Source organism: Rosistilla oblonga, assembly GCF_007751715.1.
Classification (GTDB): domain Bacteria; phylum Planctomycetota; class Planctomycetia; order Pirellulales; family Pirellulaceae; genus Rosistilla; species Rosistilla oblonga.
This window is the reverse complement of the sequence record NZ_CP036292.1, coordinates 3,918,289-3,937,237: the sequence shown is the minus strand read 5'-3', so window position 1 is coordinate 3,937,237 and position 18,949 is coordinate 3,918,289. Positions and strand designations below refer to the sequence as shown.

General features: G+C 57.6%; 14 protein-coding genes. 8 read left to right on the top strand and 6 right to left on the bottom strand.

Features of this window, described 5'->3' with window-relative positions:
* The first annotated feature begins 40 nt into the window (after window positions 1–40).
* The 4 genes from guaA (at window position 41) to CA51_RS13930 (ending at window position 4,883) form a co-directional block, all read left to right on the top strand.
* The gene (gene guaA, locus CA51_RS13945) at window positions 41–1,624 is read left to right on the top strand and encodes a glutamine-hydrolyzing GMP synthase (protein WP_145121560.1); all 1,584 of its coding nucleotides are present in this window, start codon (window positions 41–43) and stop codon (window positions 1,622–1,624) included.
* Between the two features lie 6 nt (window positions 1,625–1,630).
* On the top strand, window positions 1,631–2,419 hold the full coding sequence (nagB, locus tag CA51_RS13940; protein ID WP_145121558.1) for a glucosamine-6-phosphate deaminase: 789 nt from the start codon (window positions 1,631–1,633) through the stop codon (window positions 2,417–2,419).
* 119 nt (window positions 2,420–2,538) lie between these two features.
* A complete protein-coding gene (locus tag CA51_RS13935; protein WP_145121556.1) occupies window positions 2,539–3,495 on the top strand; it encodes a rhomboid family intramembrane serine protease in 957 nt (318 codons plus the stop codon).
* Window positions 3,492–4,883, top strand: coding sequence for an MATE family efflux transporter (locus tag CA51_RS13930; protein WP_145121555.1), 1,392 nt, complete (start codon window positions 3,492–3,494; stop codon window positions 4,881–4,883). The genes CA51_RS13935 and CA51_RS13930 overlap by 4 nt, the downstream gene beginning before the upstream one ends.
* Before the next feature lie 78 nt (window positions 4,884–4,961).
* On the opposite strand, the gene CA51_RS13925 is transcribed toward CA51_RS13930, so the two are convergent.
* A complete protein-coding gene (locus CA51_RS13925) occupies window positions 4,962–7,973 on the bottom strand; it encodes an O-antigen ligase family protein (RefSeq protein WP_145121553.1) in 3,012 nt (1,003 codons plus the stop codon).
* 466 nt (window positions 7,974–8,439) lie between these two features.
* Here CA51_RS13925 and CA51_RS13920 point away from each other — a divergent pair, with 466 nt between their 5' ends.
* Window positions 8,440–9,120 carry a hypothetical protein gene (locus CA51_RS13920; RefSeq protein ID WP_145121551.1) on the top strand — a complete coding sequence of 227 codons (681 nt, stop codon included), beginning with the start codon at window positions 8,440–8,442 and terminating at the stop codon, window positions 9,118–9,120.
* Between the two features lie 334 nt (window positions 9,121–9,454).
* Window positions 9,455–10,603: a polysaccharide biosynthesis/export family protein gene (locus CA51_RS13915; protein ID WP_231745684.1), complete on the top strand. Its 1,149-nt coding sequence runs from the start codon at window positions 9,455–9,457 to the stop codon at window positions 10,601–10,603.
* Window positions 10,604–10,759: 156 nt separating this feature from the next.
* Here the strand turns inward: CA51_RS13915 and CA51_RS13910 are convergent, their stop codons facing one another.
* The gene (locus CA51_RS13910) at window positions 10,760–12,130 is read right to left on the bottom strand and encodes a DUF1598 domain-containing protein (RefSeq protein ID WP_145121547.1); all 1,371 of its coding nucleotides are present in this window, start codon (window positions 12,128–12,130) and stop codon (window positions 10,760–10,762) included.
* A 280-nt stretch (window positions 12,131–12,410) separates the two neighbouring features.
* On the opposite strand from CA51_RS13910, the gene CA51_RS13905 reads away from it, so the two are divergent.
* On the top strand, window positions 12,411–14,354 hold the full coding sequence (locus tag CA51_RS13905) for a sigma 54-interacting transcriptional regulator (protein WP_261343087.1): 1,944 nt from the start codon (window positions 12,411–12,413) through the stop codon (window positions 14,352–14,354).
* A gap of 35 nt (window positions 14,355–14,389) precedes the next feature.
* On the opposite strand, the gene CA51_RS13900 is transcribed toward CA51_RS13905, so the two are convergent.
* Window positions 14,390–14,866, bottom strand: a complete 477-nt coding sequence (locus CA51_RS13900) for a cytochrome c oxidase assembly factor Coa1 family protein (protein ID WP_145121543.1) — start codon at window positions 14,864–14,866, stop codon at window positions 14,390–14,392.
* 309 nt (window positions 14,867–15,175) lie between these two features.
* Here CA51_RS13900 and CA51_RS13895 point away from each other — a divergent pair, with 309 nt between their 5' ends.
* Complete coding sequence (locus CA51_RS13895) at window positions 15,176–16,153, top strand: 3-keto-disaccharide hydrolase (RefSeq protein WP_145121542.1); 978 nt, start codon at window positions 15,176–15,178, stop codon at window positions 16,151–16,153.
* A 78-nt stretch (window positions 16,154–16,231) separates the two neighbouring features.
* Here CA51_RS13895 and fmt read toward each other — a convergent pair whose 3' ends face one another.
* From fmt to CA51_RS13880, 3 genes are read right to left on the bottom strand one after another with little or no spacing between them, the layout of a single operon-like run.
* Window positions 16,232–17,200, bottom strand: a complete 969-nt coding sequence (gene fmt / locus CA51_RS13890; protein ID WP_145121540.1) for a methionyl-tRNA formyltransferase — start codon at window positions 17,198–17,200, stop codon at window positions 16,232–16,234.
* A complete protein-coding gene (gene def, locus CA51_RS13885) occupies window positions 17,193–17,777 on the bottom strand; it encodes a peptide deformylase (RefSeq protein WP_145121538.1) in 585 nt (194 codons plus the stop codon). Before def ends, fmt begins: the two co-directional genes overlap by 8 nt.
* A gap of 53 nt (window positions 17,778–17,830) precedes the next feature.
* Window positions 17,831–18,871 carry an FAD:protein FMN transferase gene (locus CA51_RS13880; RefSeq protein WP_231745682.1) on the bottom strand — a complete coding sequence of 347 codons (1,041 nt, stop codon included), beginning with the start codon at window positions 18,869–18,871 and terminating at the stop codon, window positions 17,831–17,833.
* Window positions 18,872–18,949: the final 78 nt, after the last annotated feature.

Sequence of the window (18,949 nt, the reverse complement as noted above, 5' to 3'; positions counted from 1 at the left end):
GTCGCAGCGATGCGTTCGCCGAGCCAGTGAGCCAGTCGATATGAGCACTCCTGCAAGCGATGTTATCACGGACAGTTCGGCGCTGATGGACGAACGGGTCCTGGTCCTCGACTTCGGTTCGCAATACGCACAGCTGATCGCCCGCCGTGTCCGCGAACAAAACGTCTATTGTCAGATCGTACGCCACGACATTTCGGCCGAGCGAATCGCCGAATACGCTCCACGAGGGATTATCTTGTCGGGCGGACCTTCGAGCGTTTACGAAGACGGGGCGCCGCGATGCGATCCCAAGTTGTTCGAACTCGGCATTCCCGTGCTCGGTATTTGTTACGGGATGCAGCTGGCCTGCGATGCTTTGGGCGGCAGCGTACAACACACACCAAGCCGCGAATACGGTCGGGCTCATTGCGAAGTCACCGACGCCGCGGACCTGTTCGATGGCCTTCCGACGAACATGCAAGTTTGGATGAGCCATGGCGATCAAGTCTCTTCGGTGGGAGAGATGTTCCATGCTCAGGCACGCACCGAAACTTGTCCTTTTGCCGCAGTCAAACACGCCAGTTTGCCGGTCTACGGATTGCAGTTTCACCCCGAGGTGACGCACACTCCCGAGGGGAAACAATTGCTGCGGAACTTTGTGCTTCGCGTTTGCGGTTGCACGGGCAAGTGGCAGTTGAGCGATTTCGCCGAAGAGACGATCGGCCAGATTCGGGAGATCGTCGGCGACCGTCGCGTGATCTGTGGGCTCTCCGGTGGCGTCGATTCGTCGGTCGTCGCTGCATTGCTGTACAAAGCGATCGGCCCTCAGTTGGCCTGCATCCTGGTCGACAATGGGCTGCTGCGAAAAGCGGAACAAGCGGATGTTGTGAAAGCGTTCACCGAACATTTTAAAGCTGATTTGCACGTCGTCGACGCTGGCCCTCAGTTTATGGAAGCGTTGGAAGGGATCAGCGAACCGCAAGAGAAACGCCGCCGAATCGGACACCAGTTTATCGAAGCGTTCAAATCCGAAGCGACCAAGATCGAATCGGCTCACTTCCTGGCTCAAGGGACTCTGTATCCCGACGTGATCGAAAGTGGAGCCGCTCAAGACGGACCGGCTGCGACGATCAAGTTGCATCACAACGTTGGCGGACTGCCCGAGGAGCTGGGCTTCGAATTGATCGAACCGCTCCGCGACCTGTTCAAAGATGAAGTCCGTCGTTTGGGAATCGAGCTCGGATTGCCCGAGGATCTCGTCTGGCGGCACCCGTTCCCGGGCCCCGGTTTGGCGGTTCGTTGTTTGGGTGAAATCACCGAAGAGAAATTGGCGGTCCTTCGGGAAGCCGATGCGATCGTCGTCGAAGAGGTCAAAGCGGCGGGATTGTACCGTCAGACGAGTCAAACGTTTGCCGTCCTGTTGCCGGTCCAAAGCGTCGGCGTGATGGGCGACGCGCGAACCTACGACAACTGTGTCGCGGTTCGATCTGTCGATACCGACGACTTTATGACAGCCGATTGGTCGCGGTTGCCCTACGACCTGTTGGCCAAAATCAGCACGCGAATCATCAATGAAGTCAAGGGGGTTAATCGCGTTTGCTACGACATCAGCAGCAAGCCCCCTGCAACGATCGAGTGGGAATAAGAGAACATGCGAATCATCATCGAGAAGGACGCGGCTGCGGCGGCAAAACGTTGCGCCGAATTGATCGTCGAACAGATCCAGAAGAAACCGAACTCGGTTCTGGGGTTGGCTACGGGAGGCACTCCGGTCGCCTGCTATCAAGTGCTGATCGAAATGTATCGGGAGAAGACTGTCAGTTTCGCCGGGTGCAAGTCGTTCAACTTGGATGAATACGTTGGTTTGGCGGGGGATCATCCGCAGAGCTATCGACACTTCATGCAGAAAAATTTGTTCGACCACATCGACATCGATCCAGCCGCGACGCACGTCCCCAACGGTTTGGCGAAGGACTATGAAGCGTATGGCGAAGTCTACGAGCAACAGATCGCGGATGCTGGGGGAATCGACCTGCAATTGCTGGGCATCGGTAGCGACGGGCACATCGCATTTAACGAGCCCGGGTCGTCGCTGGGCAGCCGCACGCGGTTGAAAACTTTGATGCCTGAAACGGTTCAAGACAACGCGCGGTTCTTTGACTCGATCGACGAAGTGCCGCGATTGGCAGTCACGATGGGCGTCGGAACGATTCTCGAATCGCGACAATGTCTGTTGATGGCGACGGGGGCACACAAAGCCGATGCGATTGCTGGTGCGATCGAAGGCCCGGTCACTTGCCAGAACACAGCATCGGCGTTGCAGTTGCATCGCGACGCGGTCTACGTACTCGATGAAGCGGCCGCGCAGGGGCTGACTCGCCAAGCCTATTACCGCAGCAGCGAAGAGATGCATCGCAAGGTGCTCGCGGAGGGAGTTTGATCTCTCTGCGGTGAGCGGCGCTGACAGCGGAGGAGGCGTCGCCGATTTTTGGGCGACTGTTGACGCTAGCGGCAGCCAGCTCGCTCGGTCACGGAACAACATCAGCGAAAAAGAGACTCATGCGTAAGATCGGCGAATTGACGGAACGAGCTGAAGCGGTCCGATTCTGCGACTATCTGTTGACGATCGACATCTCAGCGATGGCCGAGACGTCTCACAGCGATCCGCAAGCCTGGGCGATTTGGATTCGCGACGAAGATCGGTTGGACGAAGCGCGGACTCAGTTTGCCGCGTTTCGCGAGCAGCCGGGCGATGCGAAATACAACGTTCAAAAGCAAGCCGATGAGATTCGCAAGCAGCAGGAGGCGAAGAACAAAGATCGCTTGAAGCAGCAGCGGAAGGTGGGCGGTGCCGCTTGGGCTGGTTCGGGCAATTTCATGACCCGCAAACCGCGGCTGACTATCGGGTTGGTGATCACCTGTGTCGTGCTGTTTTTCATCACCGATCCCGGTGCCCAGCGGAGCGGCGATGATGCCGGAGCTCAATTGTTCCGTGCGCTACGTTTTGTCGGGGTGCAGGACTACGTTGAATCCGAAGGCGATCCGCTGGCATCGATCAAAAAGGGGGAGATCTGGCGAGTCTTTACGCCCAATCTGCTGCATGGCAGTCTGATGCACTTGGGCTTCAATATGATGGCGTTGTTCTTTCTTGGTGGCGCGATCGAGCGACTGCAGAGTCCCGGGGCGTTTGCGTTGTTGGTCTTCTTGACCGGTGTGACGGCGATCGTTTTGCAATCGGTGTTTCCTGAAAGTCTTGGCGGGTCGCCGAATGTGATCGGCATCTCCGGAGCGGTGTACGGGCTGTTCGGCTATTTGTGGATTCGCCCGATTTTGCAGCCAACGTTCCCGAACCTGATCCCGCCATCAACGGTCATGCTGATGATGGTGTTTCTGTTCATGTTCATCCTCTTGCCTCAGGGATCCATGGGGGGCGTCTCGGTAGCGAATGTCGCTCACGTGGCGGGGCTTCTTACCGGAATCGCGTGTGCTGCGGTGGCTTCTCGAATGCCTTCATGAATATCTGGAATCGTCCGGCGGGGATCGCCGAAGTGTTGCGCGTCGCGCTGCCATTGATGATCAGCACCGGGTGTTTCACCCTGACCCTCTTCTCCGACCGGACGCTACTGCTGTGGTACGGTCAGCCCGAGATGGCGGCTTCGATGGCCGGCGGGAACCTGTTTTGGACGCTTACCTGTTTCCCCGTCGGCATCGTATCGATGACCAGCGCGATGGTCGCTCAGTATGCTGGCAGCGGACAACCGCAGCGGATCGGCCGGCTGATCTGGCAAGCGATCTGGTTAACTCTGGCGGTTTCTCCGCTGCTGTGGATGTTGATCCCGATGTCGCGGTCGATCTTTATAGCGGCCGGGCAAGACCCGTCGCTTCTCGATTTGGAGACGATCTATCTGCAGTGGTTGCTGGTCGGTGCAAGCGCTGTCGTTTTAGAGTCGGCTTTGGCGGGATTTTTTAGCGGCACCGAGCGAACGGCGATCGTGATGTGGGTGAACGTCGTCGCGTCGATCCTGAACCTGGTGTTGGACGTTGTCTTGATCTTCGGATACGCCGGCTTTCCCGAGTTGGGGATCGTTGGAGCGGGGATCGCTAGCAGCGTTTCGTTTTGGGCCAAAGCGATCATCTACTTTGTGCTGATGCATCGACGATGTGATATCGAGCGATATGGGATCGCCGCTGGGCGTTGTTTCGATTGGGTGCTTTGTCGTCGGTTGCTCTTCTTTGGCGTTCCTGCGGGATTGCAATACCAAGCGGAATCGGGCGGGTTTGCGATGATCGTATTGCAGATCGGGCAGGTCGGAACCGATGCCTTGGCGGCGACTGCGATGGCGATCAACTTTAATATGGCGGCGTTTGTGCCTTTGATCGGTGTCTCAATCGCGGCGTCGGTTTTAGTTGGCAAACACCTGACCGAATCGGGACCGGTGCTGGCAGCGCGGGCCGCGGTTTCGGCCGCGTTGTTGGGCGTCTGCTATTCAGCGGCCTGGGCGGCGTCGTACGTATTGATCCCCGACACGCTGCTTTCGCTGTACCTGGCAGGGAATCAAGGAGAGGCGATCGCGTCGACGATCGCACTGGCAAAAGTCTTGTTGAGGTTCGTCGCTGTCTATTGCATTTTTGATGCGGCGCAGATCGTTATCGCCGGAGCGCTCCGCGGCGCGGGGGATACCTGGTTCGTGCTTTATGCGAGTGTCAGCGTCGCCGTGACTTGGGTGGTCGTCGGCCTGGTCGGGAAAGGTTATTCGAATGATCCACTGTATTGGTGGTGGTGGATGCTGACCTGCTGGGTGATGTCGATGGCCGCGGCAATGCTGGGGCGATTTGCCCACGGTCGCTGGCGAACGCTGCGGATGGTGGATGCCAACGAACCTACAGCAGCCGCTGTTTCGTAGTTTTTGAATCCGGCTGTCGCTTCGACGTTGGTTTTGCAGCGGCGACAGGATAGCAGGTGAATTCGATCGCAGCCGCGACTACTGTTCGTTGGTTGGCTCAACTTCCTCGGCCGGTGTCGCTTCGTCAGTTGGAGGCACTTCGGCTTCGCGGAACTTCGCAGCAAGCTTTAGCAGGCGGCGGTCGTTCGGCGCTTGCAACAGACACCGTTCGACTTGCTTGACAGCTTCTTTTTGCTTGCCGTTTTGCAACAGCAGATGAGCAAATTGTTGGCGCCAGGCGAGATCCCCCGGTTTCATCTGCACCGCTTCGCGATATGCGTCTTCCGCGGCGGAATAGTCTTCGCGGAGCATCGCAACGCGGGCGTTGAAGTAGTGCCACTGAGCGTCATCAGCAACTCGATGCTTGAGCGGCTTATTTGTATCGGGGCTAAATTGTTCGACGTCGTTGGGCGCGAACGTGTCTTCGCTGGTTAGTTGCTTCAGTGACGATCTTCCCTCGCTGCTAAGGATCGCGTCGATGCGAGACAACAATTGTTCGCGCGTCTCGGGATCGGTCGTCAGCTTATCGGCCGCCGTCAGCAGTGCGGCAGGATCGTCGGGGACCAGCGTGTTAAGGTCAGCATCGATCTGCAATTGTTGGATCGTTTGCCAGACGTTCTGCAATCGCTCGGGGACCAACTGCAATTCATCGCGCCAGATCGGCAGCGCCGTCTCGGGGCCTGGATAGGTCGAAGCGATTACGCCCAAGCGATGCAAGGTGTTGGGGCGTCGAATTCCCGTTTGATGCAACTGGTTCACCCAGCGTTCGGTGTCGACATAGCCTTCGTCCACGAAATCGAGTGTTAGCAACAGGGAGTAGATCTGGTCGTTCAGCGGACAATACTGCAAAGCGGCAACGGTCTGGTCGCGAGCCGAGAGGAACAACTCGCTCGATTCGCCTGGCATCAACACCGATTGCCAGTCGAGCGGGCGATCCGGAGCAGTGGCGCGCTGGATGTGGAATTGATGGCGTCGCAAAAGTGGAGCCGTCAATTGCCAGCGGCGCTCAAATTCTTGGCGTTCCAAATCTTCGGGAGCGTCGCGAAGCATGGCGGCTCGCGCTTGCGTCAACATCACCTGAGCATCGGCCAGTAGAAGATCGGGGTTCCGAGGATAGCGTTCGCATAGTTCATGGGTTTCGTTCGCGATGGCGTCGATCTTGTCGGCAGCGTCGACTAGATCGGGCCGCCAGGCGTTGAATCGCCGGATGACGTGATCCGCCTCCGCCGCTGCATATTGTTGGCGAACGGCGAGACCCGCGGTGGAAAAACATCCCAACCAGCAGGCGAGTGCCAGTCCGATATCGACGGCTCGCTGGCCAGCCGAACGGGGTGAATGCGTCGGTTTGTGCGCGGCAGATGCCCCGGACCGCGCTGTCGAACGAGAACTCGGGTAGGAACCACCACCAACCGGTTTGCTCGACTTCGCAACCGAATACGTCGTCGTGGGAGCGTGCGGATCGGGGCTCACTTCCAATTGCGGATACTCGCTCGTTTTCGAAGGCGATGAACTTGTCTGCTTTGCACTTTGCGAACCGCTTCGTCTTCGCTTGCTGCCGGAAGACTTGCCCTGTTTCTTCGATCTGACGGCTGGTTTGATGGTCGCACAGACCGCGCCGAGGATCAGCGCCGCCAGGAGCGTGTTGGCGGGTAGAAGGATACCGAAGTCAAACGATTGCGAAACCATCAGGCTGGGGATCGCGAACCACGCGGTCGTCGCGACCGCCGCATCGGTAGGCGAGTTTTTGTAAAAGGCGAGATTCCATAGAAGGCGATAGGTCCACGCGATACCGGCAAGGATCAGCCCAACGACGATCAGACCACCTTCGAGCAGCCATTCGAAAGGCATCCCATCGGCGTTCAGGAACCAAGACGATCCGCCGACACGTTGAAAGGGGAGGTAGGCAAATCGATAGGTGCCAAGTCCTGCGCCACCGGGAAAAAAGTTTGCTGACGCGACAAGGCTATCCTGCCAATGGTCAAGACGCCCGTCCTGCAACGCTTCCTCGCCCCAAACCTGAGCAAACCGTTCTTGGACGGCAGAGACCATGCCGATCGAACCTAGCAGCAGCCCAAATCCGACGAGCCCGATCGAGATCGCGATCAGCGCGGTGAACTTACGACTGCGGTTGACCGATCGGAAGCAGACGACGAGAGTTCCGGCTACGCTGGCTAACATTCCGCCTCGCGATCCGCTGACAAAAATTCCACTCGCGATCACGATCGCAAAGACGATCAGTACGATCGACAGGTTGTCGGTCGAACGGGCGAAATTATTGATACGGCTTTGAAGCTTCTCCCAGCGTCCGCCGCCGGAAATCTGGTAGCGGTTGTCGTGCTTACGATCCCGCTGTTGCTTGCGATGGCGGTAGACAAGCGAACCGATCGTGCAGGCCAAGCACAAGTTGAGATACCCGGCGGCGTTGTTGCGGTTGACGAACGGCCCAAATGGAATTCCTTGGTCGGCGTAGTCGAGTAGGTCGCCACGGAGTTCATTTGCGTTGATCTTGTCAGCGATCCCGATGTAGCTGGTCAGAACGCCCGCTATTGTCGTAAGCGTGAGCAAGATCAAAACGTTTTTGTCGCCTCGCAACACGACGGTTGCGATCAGTACGAAGCCAGCAAAACAGGCTGGCAGGACCAGGTAGCCTCGCGTGTACCAAGGGGCAACGCTGATCGGCATCGACGATGGGACCGCTTGCCCCGCCACCTCGCTCCACTGGCTGTAGGCTGCATGACTTGCGGGGGCAATTACTGAGACAAGACTCCCGGGAAGTGGGATCGTTTGAAACGCAGCGTAGCCCCATATCGCAAGCGCCAGGAAAGGGAGTCCGTAGGCAAGACGGGAGCTGGGACGCCGCAGCAGTAGCAGAGGAAGCACTGCGATCAACAGTCCGGCAGTGGCGGCCGCAATGGCCCACTTGCTCCAGGGCAGGATGCCGCCGTAGTCCCAAGCAGCTGCAGCGGGAATCACTGCCGCCAGCCCAGCGATTAGCCTTCGCCAGCAAACGGTAAACGTTTCGGAGGCACTGCGGTGGGCTTCGTCAGGCATCGGCAAATCGAGGGGGATCGATGAGTGGTGGAGAACAAAACGGCAACTGCTAGCGTTGATTGACGGCGACGCGGCGTACGCCTTGGGTTGCAATCCGAGCGCCGACAACGGGCGTTAAGCGATGTCAGGACGATTCAGCATGATCCGCGCGGGGCTCGCGAACAAGCATCGCCAGGCCACAAGAAGCCGATATTCCGGTCGCAACGAGTATTTGCCTAGTGCAATCGGGGCACCAATAACAGCACGATTATCTAAATGATTCGTCATCACCGTAAAAATCTCTCAATCCACGATAACCGATTTGGCGATGAATAGCTTCGTAAGGGTTGCGTCTCGGTGCACTGGTGCCGTACGCGGAAATTTGACTGCCGTTGTAGCCGGGGGGGCCAACATGGCGGATCGTATATCATCGATCGATAGTTGTCGTACACGTTATACTCGCAAACGGCGAGTTCGATTGCGGGCGATGGTCGCAGGACTCGCCTGCTCCTTAGCCGCGTCGATGCTTGTTGTTTCCACTGGAGGTTGCACCGCGTTCGCGGGACTCAGCAATTCCTTGGATTACAACGAATGCTGTGACGAATTCGTGCTGGGGTACCGCAACAGTGCCTGGAGTGCTCGTGCTTGGCACGAACGCAAGCACTGTTTTCAGAATGAAGACCATCGCTACCACTTCCGCGATGGTTTCCGTCAAGGTTATGAAGATGTAGCCAGTGGCGGAAACGGTTGCACACCCGCCTTCCCGCCGCGTAGCTATTGGAGTTGGAAGTTCCAGTCTCCTGAAGGCCAACAACGCGTGAGCGCTTGGTTTGCCGGGTACCCGCACGGTGCCCGCGCCGCCGAAGAGGATGGTCTAGGCAACTATGGCCAGATTCAATTGAGCGGGCAGATGGCAGCCGCTTGCCAAAGTTGCGGCCTGGGAGATCCGGCTTATGCCGCTTCGACCGAGCCTGCCAAAGCTGCTGAGCAGCCCCCGTCGCAAGTGACAGGTTATGAAGGCCTGTTGGGTGAAGGTGAGACGATCGTTGGCGACGTGCAACTCGGGTTGGAGCGACCAACGAATCAGGTCGCACCGGCAACTCGCACTGCATCGCCACGGATCGGTTCTGGAATTGGCGGGCCGATCCAACGTCCGCAACCGTTCTAGTGCGTTGATCCTCACTTTCGCAGGACCACATATGCGTCCTGTCGCCGGGAAACCTGCATCTCCGTTGTCCGTTACAACGGACGACGCGCATCTAACCTGATCCAGTCCGCAGACGCCGAATCGAAGAGCCTTTGTGATGAATGTCGAAATCAAAAACCAATCCGCAAAGCGCGTGCCCGCTGCCGCAGGCCTACTTTGGACCCTGTGTCTAGGGGTTGCGATGTGCACGGGCTGTAGCAGTATAACGCAGCCAATCAGCGGCGTTCCCGCGCGTCGCTTGCCACCGCAGTTCTTTGCACCGCCAAAAAATAATCTTGTACCGGTCGACATCTCGTTGCTGTCGCAAGAGGCTCCGCGGAACTACATCTTGGATTCCAATGACGTCTTGGGTGTCTATATTGAAGGTGTGTTGCCGTTTAACGCACCCGACGTGACTCCCCAGTTGCCGCCAGTGCACTTTCCCGACGCGGATAGCACGCTGCCGCCGTCGATTGGATTCCCGATTGCCGTTGCGGAAGATGGCACGATCTCGCTGCCATTGGTCGAACCAATCGACGTCCGTGGTATGACGATTGACCAGGTTCGTGAACTCATTCGCCAAGCCTACATCAAGGCGGAGATTTTGAAGAATGAGAAGGCGCGGCCTGTCGTGACCCTGATTAAAGAGCGGACTTACGACGTGATCGTGGTTCGGCAGGATCAAGGCTTAACAACAAACGACGTCAATAGCGGCAGCCAGGTTGAACGCGGTAGCTTCCGAGGTGCCTCTGGCAGCATTGTGAAACTGCCCGCCTACCAGAACGACGTGTTGCACGCTCTTATGGAGACCGGAGGTCTGCCTGGTGTTACTGCGAAAAACGAAGTTAAAATCCTGCGTGCTAGTCAGGCTGACAAGCGAAAGCGTATGGAGATCATCGCACAGCACTACCGCGAGTTCGAGGAGCAGCGACGTCTGAACCCATGTTTGTGCCCTCCAGCCCCGCCAGAAGACGATTCCGCGATTCGGATTCCTTTGCGGATTCCACCGGGAGTTGTCCCAGACATCAGCCCTAAAGACGTACTGTTGAAGAGCGGTGATATTGTCTACATCGAATCGCGTGACCGCGAGGTCTTCTACACCGGTGGATTGTTGCCTGGTGGAGAACATCCCCTGCCTCGCGACTACGATCTCGATGTGTTAGGTGCGATGGCAATCGCTGGGACTGGGCTTGGTGCTCAAGTTGGCGGTGGCGGAGGTGGACTCGGTGCTTCAAGCGTCGGTGGTGTCCCGCCCGGACGTTTATACATCCTCCGCAAGACGCCGTGCGAAGGACAAGTTGCAATCGAAGTCGACTTGGCAGCTGCTACGAACGACCCTCGGCAACGACCGCTCGTTCAGGCTGGCGATATCCTGATCCTGCAGTACAAGTGTGAAGAAGAGATCCTGAACTTTGGTCTCGGAACCTTCTTCACCTACGGAATTCGAGAACTGCTGAACAACTAGTTTGGTGGAATCAAGAAAAGAGTTCGCCTGAAAACATTCGTCTGGCCACGGCCGGGCGAATGAGGCGAACAAGCGAATTTCCCGCATGCCGCTGTCGATTGCCTTTGGGCGTCGGCAGCGGTTTTTTTGTGGGAAAATTGAACGAAGCGAAACGGATCAGCCGTTCCACCACCAAGAGGTCGCTTCTTCTGCAGCCGATTTGCCTCGGACGCCGCTCAATGTAGCGTCAGCTGCTTGGCGTTCAACGATCTCAAATGCGTTGATGTCGACTCCGCCGGACGTTGTCACGATCCAGCCCTTGCGACTACGCAAGAAGCTGCATTCGGGAGAGATCGCAGCGGGAGCGGTGTAGACGGCGACGGGAACTTCCGTGCCGCGGCCCATCAACAGGTCGAGGTTAACCCCGGCCGTTTCATCCAGCCGTTCTTGAACGATCAAGGTTGCCACGACACTCAGGTCGATCATGTTTCGCAGTTGGCCAAAGACGGGAAACTGTTGGCTGAGTTCCGAATAGTTTTCGGTCATCAGGTCCGCCCATTGTTGAGCCTTTGGATCTGCCTTGGCGTTTCCGACAACTTGACCGTCGGCGCCGATGAGATCGTTTTCGGTCATCGTCTTAACGCCGCATCCCGACAGTTTCCAGGAAAGCTTGTCCTCGGAGTGTGATAGTGAGTTGTAATCGCAAGCCATCCACCAGCGTGGGTTTGCGTTGCTTTGGGTGAGCGAACCACGAGCCATCTGCAGGTAGCTTGGCAAGTTCGGCAGACGCGAAGGTTCGAGTCCCATCGCGATGCGTTTCATTTGATAATCCGCAGCGACCAAAATGCGAGCGTAATGGCTGTCGGTGGGGACACCGTTGATCTTGACCATCTGAGGTCCGAAGGCTTGCTTCATTTGAGGCTCGAGCGCTTTCGGGTTCTGCCCGTTTCGCAATTGGACTTTAGACAGCAGGCGATTGAGGCGTTGGTGCCCTTCGGCTGTCGGTTCGATCGAACAGCTGATTCCGCTGCGACGAGCTGCTTCAACGCTCTGCATCGCAGTGACCAAATCATCGATCAACATCATCGGCTGGCCGCTAATCGCACCAACAACTGCGGCATCGTCGCGAACGATCCACGGTTCGGCGGGGCCGGCGATCACGATGTCGTTCTGTTCGGGATAGGCGAACACGTATTGAACGCGTTGTAGTCCGGCGAGGTAGCGAATTTCTTCAGGCAGCTCGGTCCCGTTTGCCAGCGCTGTGGCGATCGCTTTCTGCAAGCCCTTCAGTGAGATCATTCGCATCTCGGCTGGCTTGGCGAGTTCACCGGCGGCAACTCGCACCTGAGCACGCACGGTTCGCAGCAACTGCTGTTGTTCATCCGGCGTGGCGGCGCGGACTACGCCACCTGCGTCGACCATCACACCACCAACGGAGTTCTGTTGAAAGCCAACTTGTCCGGCGAACGACGGCGCCGCGATTACGAGCATGCTGGCAATGCAGATTGCACTTCGAACTCGAACCTGCAAACCTTGTGGACATTTCATCAAACGAACTCCCAACGCTGACGCGTCGATACCAAGTGGGTAGAATCTTTCTTTAGACAAGCGGCGTACGCGTCTTAACTGTAGGTCAAAAATGCTTCCCGCAGGAATCCGTTGACCGAGCGTGCGCCGTCTGCATGTAAAATAGTCTCAAACAACCACGAACACAACATTTTTGCCCGCGGGTTATCGTTTGCCAGAGGTTACAAATTCCGCAGAAACTGCGCCACCGGCTTATTTGGTCATTCAAGAGGGGAGTCGATGGACCGATGTCTTCAGTCTCGTGCCCGGCCGCCGCACCACGATTGGCCGTTCCTCGGGCAGCCATATCGTGATCCGTCACGAACGATGCAGTCGCCAGCATGCCGAGCTATTTGCTGAGGATGGCGATTGGGTCGTGCGCGATAACGCCAGCCGTAACGGGACGCGCATCGATGCCCAGCCGATTCACGGCGATCAGGTCATCCGGCCCGGACAAACGCTGGAAATCGCCGGCTGTCAGATGGTTTTCGTGCACGACATCGCCGACGCCTTCGAACATGAAGCTCCCACCGCCGCCGGAAACGCGAGCGAAGCCAGCGGAACACTGGATGAACAGCAGACAGTGGAGGGGATCGACGCTGGGCAAATCACCCACCGCAAGGGGAAGACTCAGTTCTTGGATCAGCGGTTTCGCAAGGCAAAAGCGAACGAAAAAGCGGGCGCGGCGCAAAACTTGTTCCACTTTGCGTTTGAACTCTCCCGCTGTGAATCGATCGACGCCGCTGCCGAATCCGCGCTCGATACCTTGATCCTGCACACCGGCGTCGCCACCGGCGCTGTCATGCGACTGGCCGAATCGGCGAAAAGCGATTCTTCGGACCCCAACGATCTGGTTTTGATCGCCACCCGGCAACGCCTGCACCGCAGCTACCATCGCGTCCCCGATTTCGTCGCGGAAACTGTACTCCGCGATGGCGAAGCGGTCCTCGCACGGAATATTGCCGACAACGCGGCGCTGGCGAGCCCCGACAGTCGTGGCGAGATCAGCACCACAAGCACGGTTTGTGCTCCCATCCGTGTCGAGAACCGATCGATCGGCTTGATCCATCTATACTCCAGCGACGACGAGCCATCGCTGGAACCCGAACATCTGGAATTTGCATTGGCGGTAGCCGAGAACCTCGGACTCGCTTTTCAGAACTTGATGCGGCAAGCCCAACTTGCAACGCGGCTGGACCGAAGCCGTCAGAAAGTAGATCAACTGCGTCAACAATTGGGCAAAGAGTCGAAGATCGTTGGGGACAGTCCCGAGATCCGAGCGATCAACGAAGCGATCCGGCGAGCTGCGCCCACGTCGGCTACGGTTTTGATTCGAGGTGAGAGTGGCGTCGGCAAGGAGTTGGTGGCTCAGTCGTTGCACGATCAAAGTAGCCGCAGCGAGGGACCGTTTTTATGTCTGAATTGTGCCGCACTTTCGCCGTCGTTACTCGAAAGCGAATTGTTCGGCCATGAAAAAGGTGCCTTCACCGGCGCCACCGAACGCAAGCTGGGGAAGTTCGAAGCGGCCGATGGCGGCACGTTGATGCTCGACGAAATCGGGGAGATGAGTCCCGAGATTCAAGCCAAATTTCTTCGGGTGCTGGAAGGACATGCGTTCGAACGCGTTGGCGGCAACCGATCGATTCGCGCCGATGTTCGCGTTGTCTCCGCCACCAACCGCGATCTCGAAGCCGAGGTTCGGGAGGGAAGGTTTCGGGCCGATCTCTATTTTCGCTTGCATGTTCTGGAAATCGTGATCCCGCCACTCCGGCAACGCGGCCGCGACATATTGCGGTTGGCCAAACACTTTCTGAAGCTGTATTGCCAACAGATGGGGCGGAAGATCGATGGGTTCACGGTTGCGGCTGAGAAGCGGTTGATGAAATATCCGTGGCCGGGGAACATTCGCGAACTGAAAAACGCGATCGAACGCGCCGTGGTTTTAACGAACAAGTCGTCGATTGATGCCGACGATTTGGTTTTGTCGAACGTTCATGTCGCGGGCAATTCTGATATCGCTCCGGAAGCCGGTGGCGACTTTGAAGAGTTGTCGCTGTTGGATATCGAACGCAACCATATTTTGCAGACGCTTCGCGCGACCGGAGGGAACAAAAGCAAAGCCGCTTCGATCCTGGGGATCGAACGCTCGACGTTGGACCGCAAGTTGAAGCGTTTCGAACTCGGACCACGCGACTGGATCGAATGAACCCAGCCGCGGTGAATTGCTGCAAACTGGGGCTGTTAGTTCTGCGGCACGAGATCGCCGGTGTCGATCTCCAGTTCGCCGCTATCGATTTCGAACTCCACTGGAATCCGATCGTCTTGGACTTGTAGATCGATCTCGGTCCCGTCTTCCAAGATCAACGTCTTCAGTTCCAAACCAGCAGGTCCCGTCGCAACGATGACTTTGCCCGATCCATTGGTTCCTTCGACGCGATAGACCAACTGCTGCTGGCCACCGCTTTCGGCCAGTTCCCCGGTCGCTTGCAAGTCGATCTCTGCGGTCGTTACATCGCCAAGGTTCTGCTGGACGACGCGATTCCCCTTGATCGTTTCAACCGAGTCTCCGTAGGCCATCCAAGAAACCGCAATCATTCCCAAGCAGCCGCAGCAAATGATGCCCAGCCCGATCAACACGACAGCGATTATGATCTTGATCGCGGTCCTGGACTTTGGCGGCTCGGGGGTAAAGGCGTCTTCCGGTGTGTAGCTTGACATTATAGTGCGTTCCTTCGATTGGTTTCATTTGGGGCAGCGACGCCCGGCGTGCCTCATGGTCGGCTCTGCATCGCAGAGCCTGCGAGCATCGTTCATGCCCCGGGCTGCGATGATTATGTGACATCGGCCGAAGTCGATCAATGCGACCGACCCGACCTACGGTACCCAATCGCTTTGGGAATCGCTGATCGTTTGACGGGGAAGGGGCGTCTGTAGCGTCGTTTGTCGAAACGTTTCAATTGACACACGGCGATGGTATGCTGTGCCACGTAGTACCACCCCCCTCTAATGTTTTTTTGCGAGAGCCCCATGAATCGAATTTTTGCTTTGACGATCAGTATCGCGATGCTGAACGTCGCTGTCTTCGCTGACGATAACGATTTGAAAGACACCTACCTCGATCCCGCAACCGCTCCGATCGACTACAAAATTCAGGGAGAATACGAGGGGACCGCCGGTCCCGAGGCGGTCAAATTTGGTGTCCAAGTGATTGCGTTGGGCGACGGCAAGTTCCGTATGGTCAGCTATACCGGCGGATTGCCCAACGCGGATCGGTCGCACAAAGATGTGAAAGTCGAGATCGACGGCGAACTGGAGGGGGATGCTGCTGTCTTCGCCAATGAGCTGTTTAAGATTGAAATCGCCAACGGTGAACTCGCCGTCTCGACGGTCGCCGACGGAATTTTGCGCGGCACGCTCTACAAAGTGCAACGCGAGAGCGATACGTTGGGAGCGAAGCCGCCAGCCGGCGCGGTCGTGTTGTTCGACGGATCCTCAGCGGACGCCTTCGAAGGAGGCAAGTTGCAAGGCGATCTGTTGGCAGCGAATTGCTTCAGTCGCGAGAAGTTTGGCGACCATACGTTGCATCTCGAATTTCGCACGCCGTTCAAACCCAAGGCGCGCGGGCAGGCTCGCGGTAACAGCGGCGTCTATATGCAAAGCCGTTATGAGTTGCAGGTTCTCGATTCGTTTGGCTTGGCTGGCAAAAACAACGAGTGCGGCGGGATCTACAGCATCGCTGAACCGAACGTCAACATGTGCTTTCCACCACTGCAATGGCAGACCTACGATATCGATTTCACCGCCGCACGATACGACGACCAAGGGAACAAGACGAAGAATGCTCGAGCGACGATTCGGCACAATGGTGTCGTAATTCACGATGATCTCGAGCTTCCCCACGGAACGCCCGGCCGTCACCCCGAAGGTCCCGAGGCCGATGCGCTGTATCTACAAGGGCACGGCAATCCCGTTGTCTATCGCAACATCTGGGTTGTGAAAAAGTAGAGCTTCGTTGTGACAGCGTTCATGCAAGTGAAGCCGATCCGGCAGTTGTCGGATCGGCAACTCGTGGCGGTTGGCTGTTTAAAGTATCGCGTCGGCCGGCAGTGGATTGCCCCGCATGAATTCAGCGGCGGCCATCTCGCGTTTTCCGGCTGGGACCAGACGCAGGATCTCCACGCAACCGTCTCCGGCGGCGACTAACAAACGACCGTCGACGACGATCACTTGCCCGGGCTGCGCGTCGGCTGGACGAGGATGATCCGACGCTACGAGTTGCCGGATTACCAATCGCAGCGGTTGTTTGGCTCCGGTTTCGACCAAGGTGAACGCGTCGGGCCAAGGTTGCATCGCGCGAACGTGACAATCGATCTCCCGCAAGCTTTTCGACCAATCGATTCTTCCATCGGCCTTAGCTAGACGCGGCGCCTTGGAAACGAGCGACTTGTCCTGTGGCACGCCGATCGTCGATTCTCGATCCCAGTTGCGTAGCGTTTGGATCGCGTCGAGCGTCGGCTGCACTCCAAGTTGGCTGAGTCGATGTTCCAGTTCTCCCGCGGTCTCGGTCGCCTGGATCGGCGTGGTAGCCGATGCGATCACCGGACCGCCGTCCAAACGCGGCGTCATGTGGATCACGGAAACACCGCTCTCCGGGTCGCCATTCCATACCGCCCACTGAACCGGGGCTGCGCCGCGGTAGGATGGCAATAGCGAACCGTGGAGGTTGATGCCTCCCATGACTGCGGCTTCCAACGCTTGGGAGCTTAAGATCTGGCCGTAATCGCATACGACAAACAGGTCGGCCTGCAGCGCTTGCAATTTGGCAACCGCATCGACGTCGTTGATCGATGGCGGATCGTAGATCGGTAATTCGTTGTCGGTCGCCCACTGGCGGACCGGGCTGGGCGGCGCCGGTTTGCGACTTTTGCTGATCACCTCGGGGCGTGTCACGACCAAGGCGATCGAATCAGCCGAACGGCGGATCGCGTCGAAAGCGGGAACTGCAAAGGGGCCGGTTCCCATCAAGACCATCGTTAACGGACGATCAGGCATACCGCTGCTCCCATTCGTTGCGGCGTTCGATAATCACATCGTCCGGCTCGATCGAACCCGTCTGCTGACAGCTCTCGCGGTCGATTTCAAATTCAGCCAACGCGCCTTCGAGGTCGCGGCGTGCTTCGTCGGTCATCCGGTCGATGAACATCACGCCATCGAGATGATCGTTTTCGTGCTGCAGAACGCGGCCAAGAAAGTCGTCGATCGTGCGTTCGATCGGATTGCCTTTCAGATCAAAGGCGCTCAAGCGAATCTCTTTGGGGCGAGTTACGTTGCCGTAAATGCCGGGCAAACTCAAACATCCCTCTTCGGCTTGCCAAGATCCTTTGGGGCGTTGGATGACGGGATTGATCAGCACCAATTCTTCGCCATCGCCACGCGTCCCGCTGGGGTTGACGACAAACATCCGCAATGGGATGTCGACTTGGTTTGCCGCCAGTCCAACGCCGCGCGATTCGTACATCAGGTCGAACATTTCCGCGACGACCTCGCGGAGGGCCTTGTCCACTTTGCGGATCGGCTTGCTCTTGTAACGCAGAGTTGGATGGGGATACGGGACGATTTCAAGTGGCATGGCAACTGGCGCGGGGGAAAGTCGAAGCGGACGGAAAGCTCTCCATTATAGGATCAGTCCTGTTGCGTCACAGGCGGCTTGCTCCATTGGACGAAGCGGCCGACAGGATGAGGCCGGAATTGACCGTCGGCGCGTTCCAATAAATACGCGTCGATCGACTCCGCCGCGGCAATTCGAGGCCCTTCGACGGGGCCCAGCACATTCAGCGCGGTCGCCCAACCGTCGGCCAGCATGCAGTTGTCTGCGACGACCGAAACCGCGGCCAGGGTATGTTCGATCGGCCGGCCGGTGCGGGGATCGATCGTGTGGGAGTAGCGTTTGCCGTCGATCTCGAAGAAGTTGCGGTAGTCGCCCGACGTGGCGATCGCATCGTCTTCGATAGCTACCGGAAACAGCAGCACGGTCGTCGCTTCGTCGGGACGCTCCACGCCGGCTCGCCAAGGACGATCTTTCCCCTTATCCCCGATCGCGCGGATCTCGCCACCGATGTTCACGAACACATTTTTGCATCCAAGTCCCTGCATTAGATCGACGATCCGATCGACGCCGTGCCCTTTGGCGATCGAGGACAAATCGACCTGCAACCCTGGCTTGTCTTTACGAAGCGCCGGTGGATCGGTGCGGACATGCAGGGATTGGTATCCAGTGACCGCCGCTGCCGCATCGAGGGCAGCTTGATCGGGAACAGACTTCTCGTGTTGTTCGGGGCCGAAACTCCACAGGTTGACCAGCGGACCCACTGTTACATCAAATGCGCCGTCGGTCTTTCCAGAGATCTCAAGCGCCGCGGCGACGACGTTTGCGGTTTCCGCAGAGACATCAAACCAATCCGAGCTATCGGAACTGTTAAAGCGAGAGATCTCCGACGTGGCGATGTAGGTCGACATTTGATCGTTGACGCGTCGCAGTTCGCGGTCGATCAACAGTTGCCAGTCGGCGGGCAGTTCCGCCGGTGGGTTGGCGATTTTGACTTCGTATCGCGTTCCCATCGTCTTGCCCGCGGACTGCAAGATTTCGACAGGCTTTGCCTCTGCGACCGCTTCCGCTGCGGGACGCTCACAACCGACCGAAAGCAGTGTCGCAGCGAGCAACAACGGTAAGAGGGGAACAGAATCAGATCGCTTCAACATCAACCCATCGCTTCGTGTAAGTTTGGTTGCCAGATCCCCCAG

Coding starts and splice junctions, on each gene's coding strand:
- guaA (WP_145121560.1), top strand. CDS start 41: ATGAGCACTCCTGCAAGCGATGTTATCACGGACAGTTCGGCGCTGATG.
- nagB (WP_145121558.1), top strand. CDS start 1,631: ATGCGAATCATCATCGAGAAGGACGCGGCTGCGGCGGCAAAACGTTGC.
- CA51_RS13935 (WP_145121556.1), top strand. CDS start 2,539: ATGCGTAAGATCGGCGAATTGACGGAACGAGCTGAAGCGGTCCGATTC.
- CA51_RS13930 (WP_145121555.1), top strand. CDS start 3,492: ATGAATATCTGGAATCGTCCGGCGGGGATCGCCGAAGTGTTGCGCGTC.
- CA51_RS13925 (WP_145121553.1), bottom strand. CDS start 7,973: ATGCCTGACGAAGCCCACCGCAGTGCCTCCGAAACGTTTACCGTTTGC.
- CA51_RS13920 (WP_145121551.1), top strand. CDS start 8,440: ATGGTCGCAGGACTCGCCTGCTCCTTAGCCGCGTCGATGCTTGTTGTT.
- CA51_RS13910 (WP_145121547.1), bottom strand. CDS start 12,130: ATGAAATGTCCACAAGGTTTGCAGGTTCGAGTTCGAAGTGCAATCTGC.
- CA51_RS13900 (WP_145121543.1), bottom strand. CDS start 14,866: ATGTCAAGCTACACACCGGAAGACGCCTTTACCCCCGAGCCGCCAAAG.
- CA51_RS13895 (WP_145121542.1), top strand. CDS start 15,176: ATGAATCGAATTTTTGCTTTGACGATCAGTATCGCGATGCTGAACGTC.
- fmt (WP_145121540.1), bottom strand. CDS start 17,200: ATGCCTGATCGTCCGTTAACGATGGTCTTGATGGGAACCGGCCCCTTT.
- def (WP_145121538.1), bottom strand. CDS start 17,777: ATGCCACTTGAAATCGTCCCGTATCCCCATCCAACTCTGCGTTACAAG.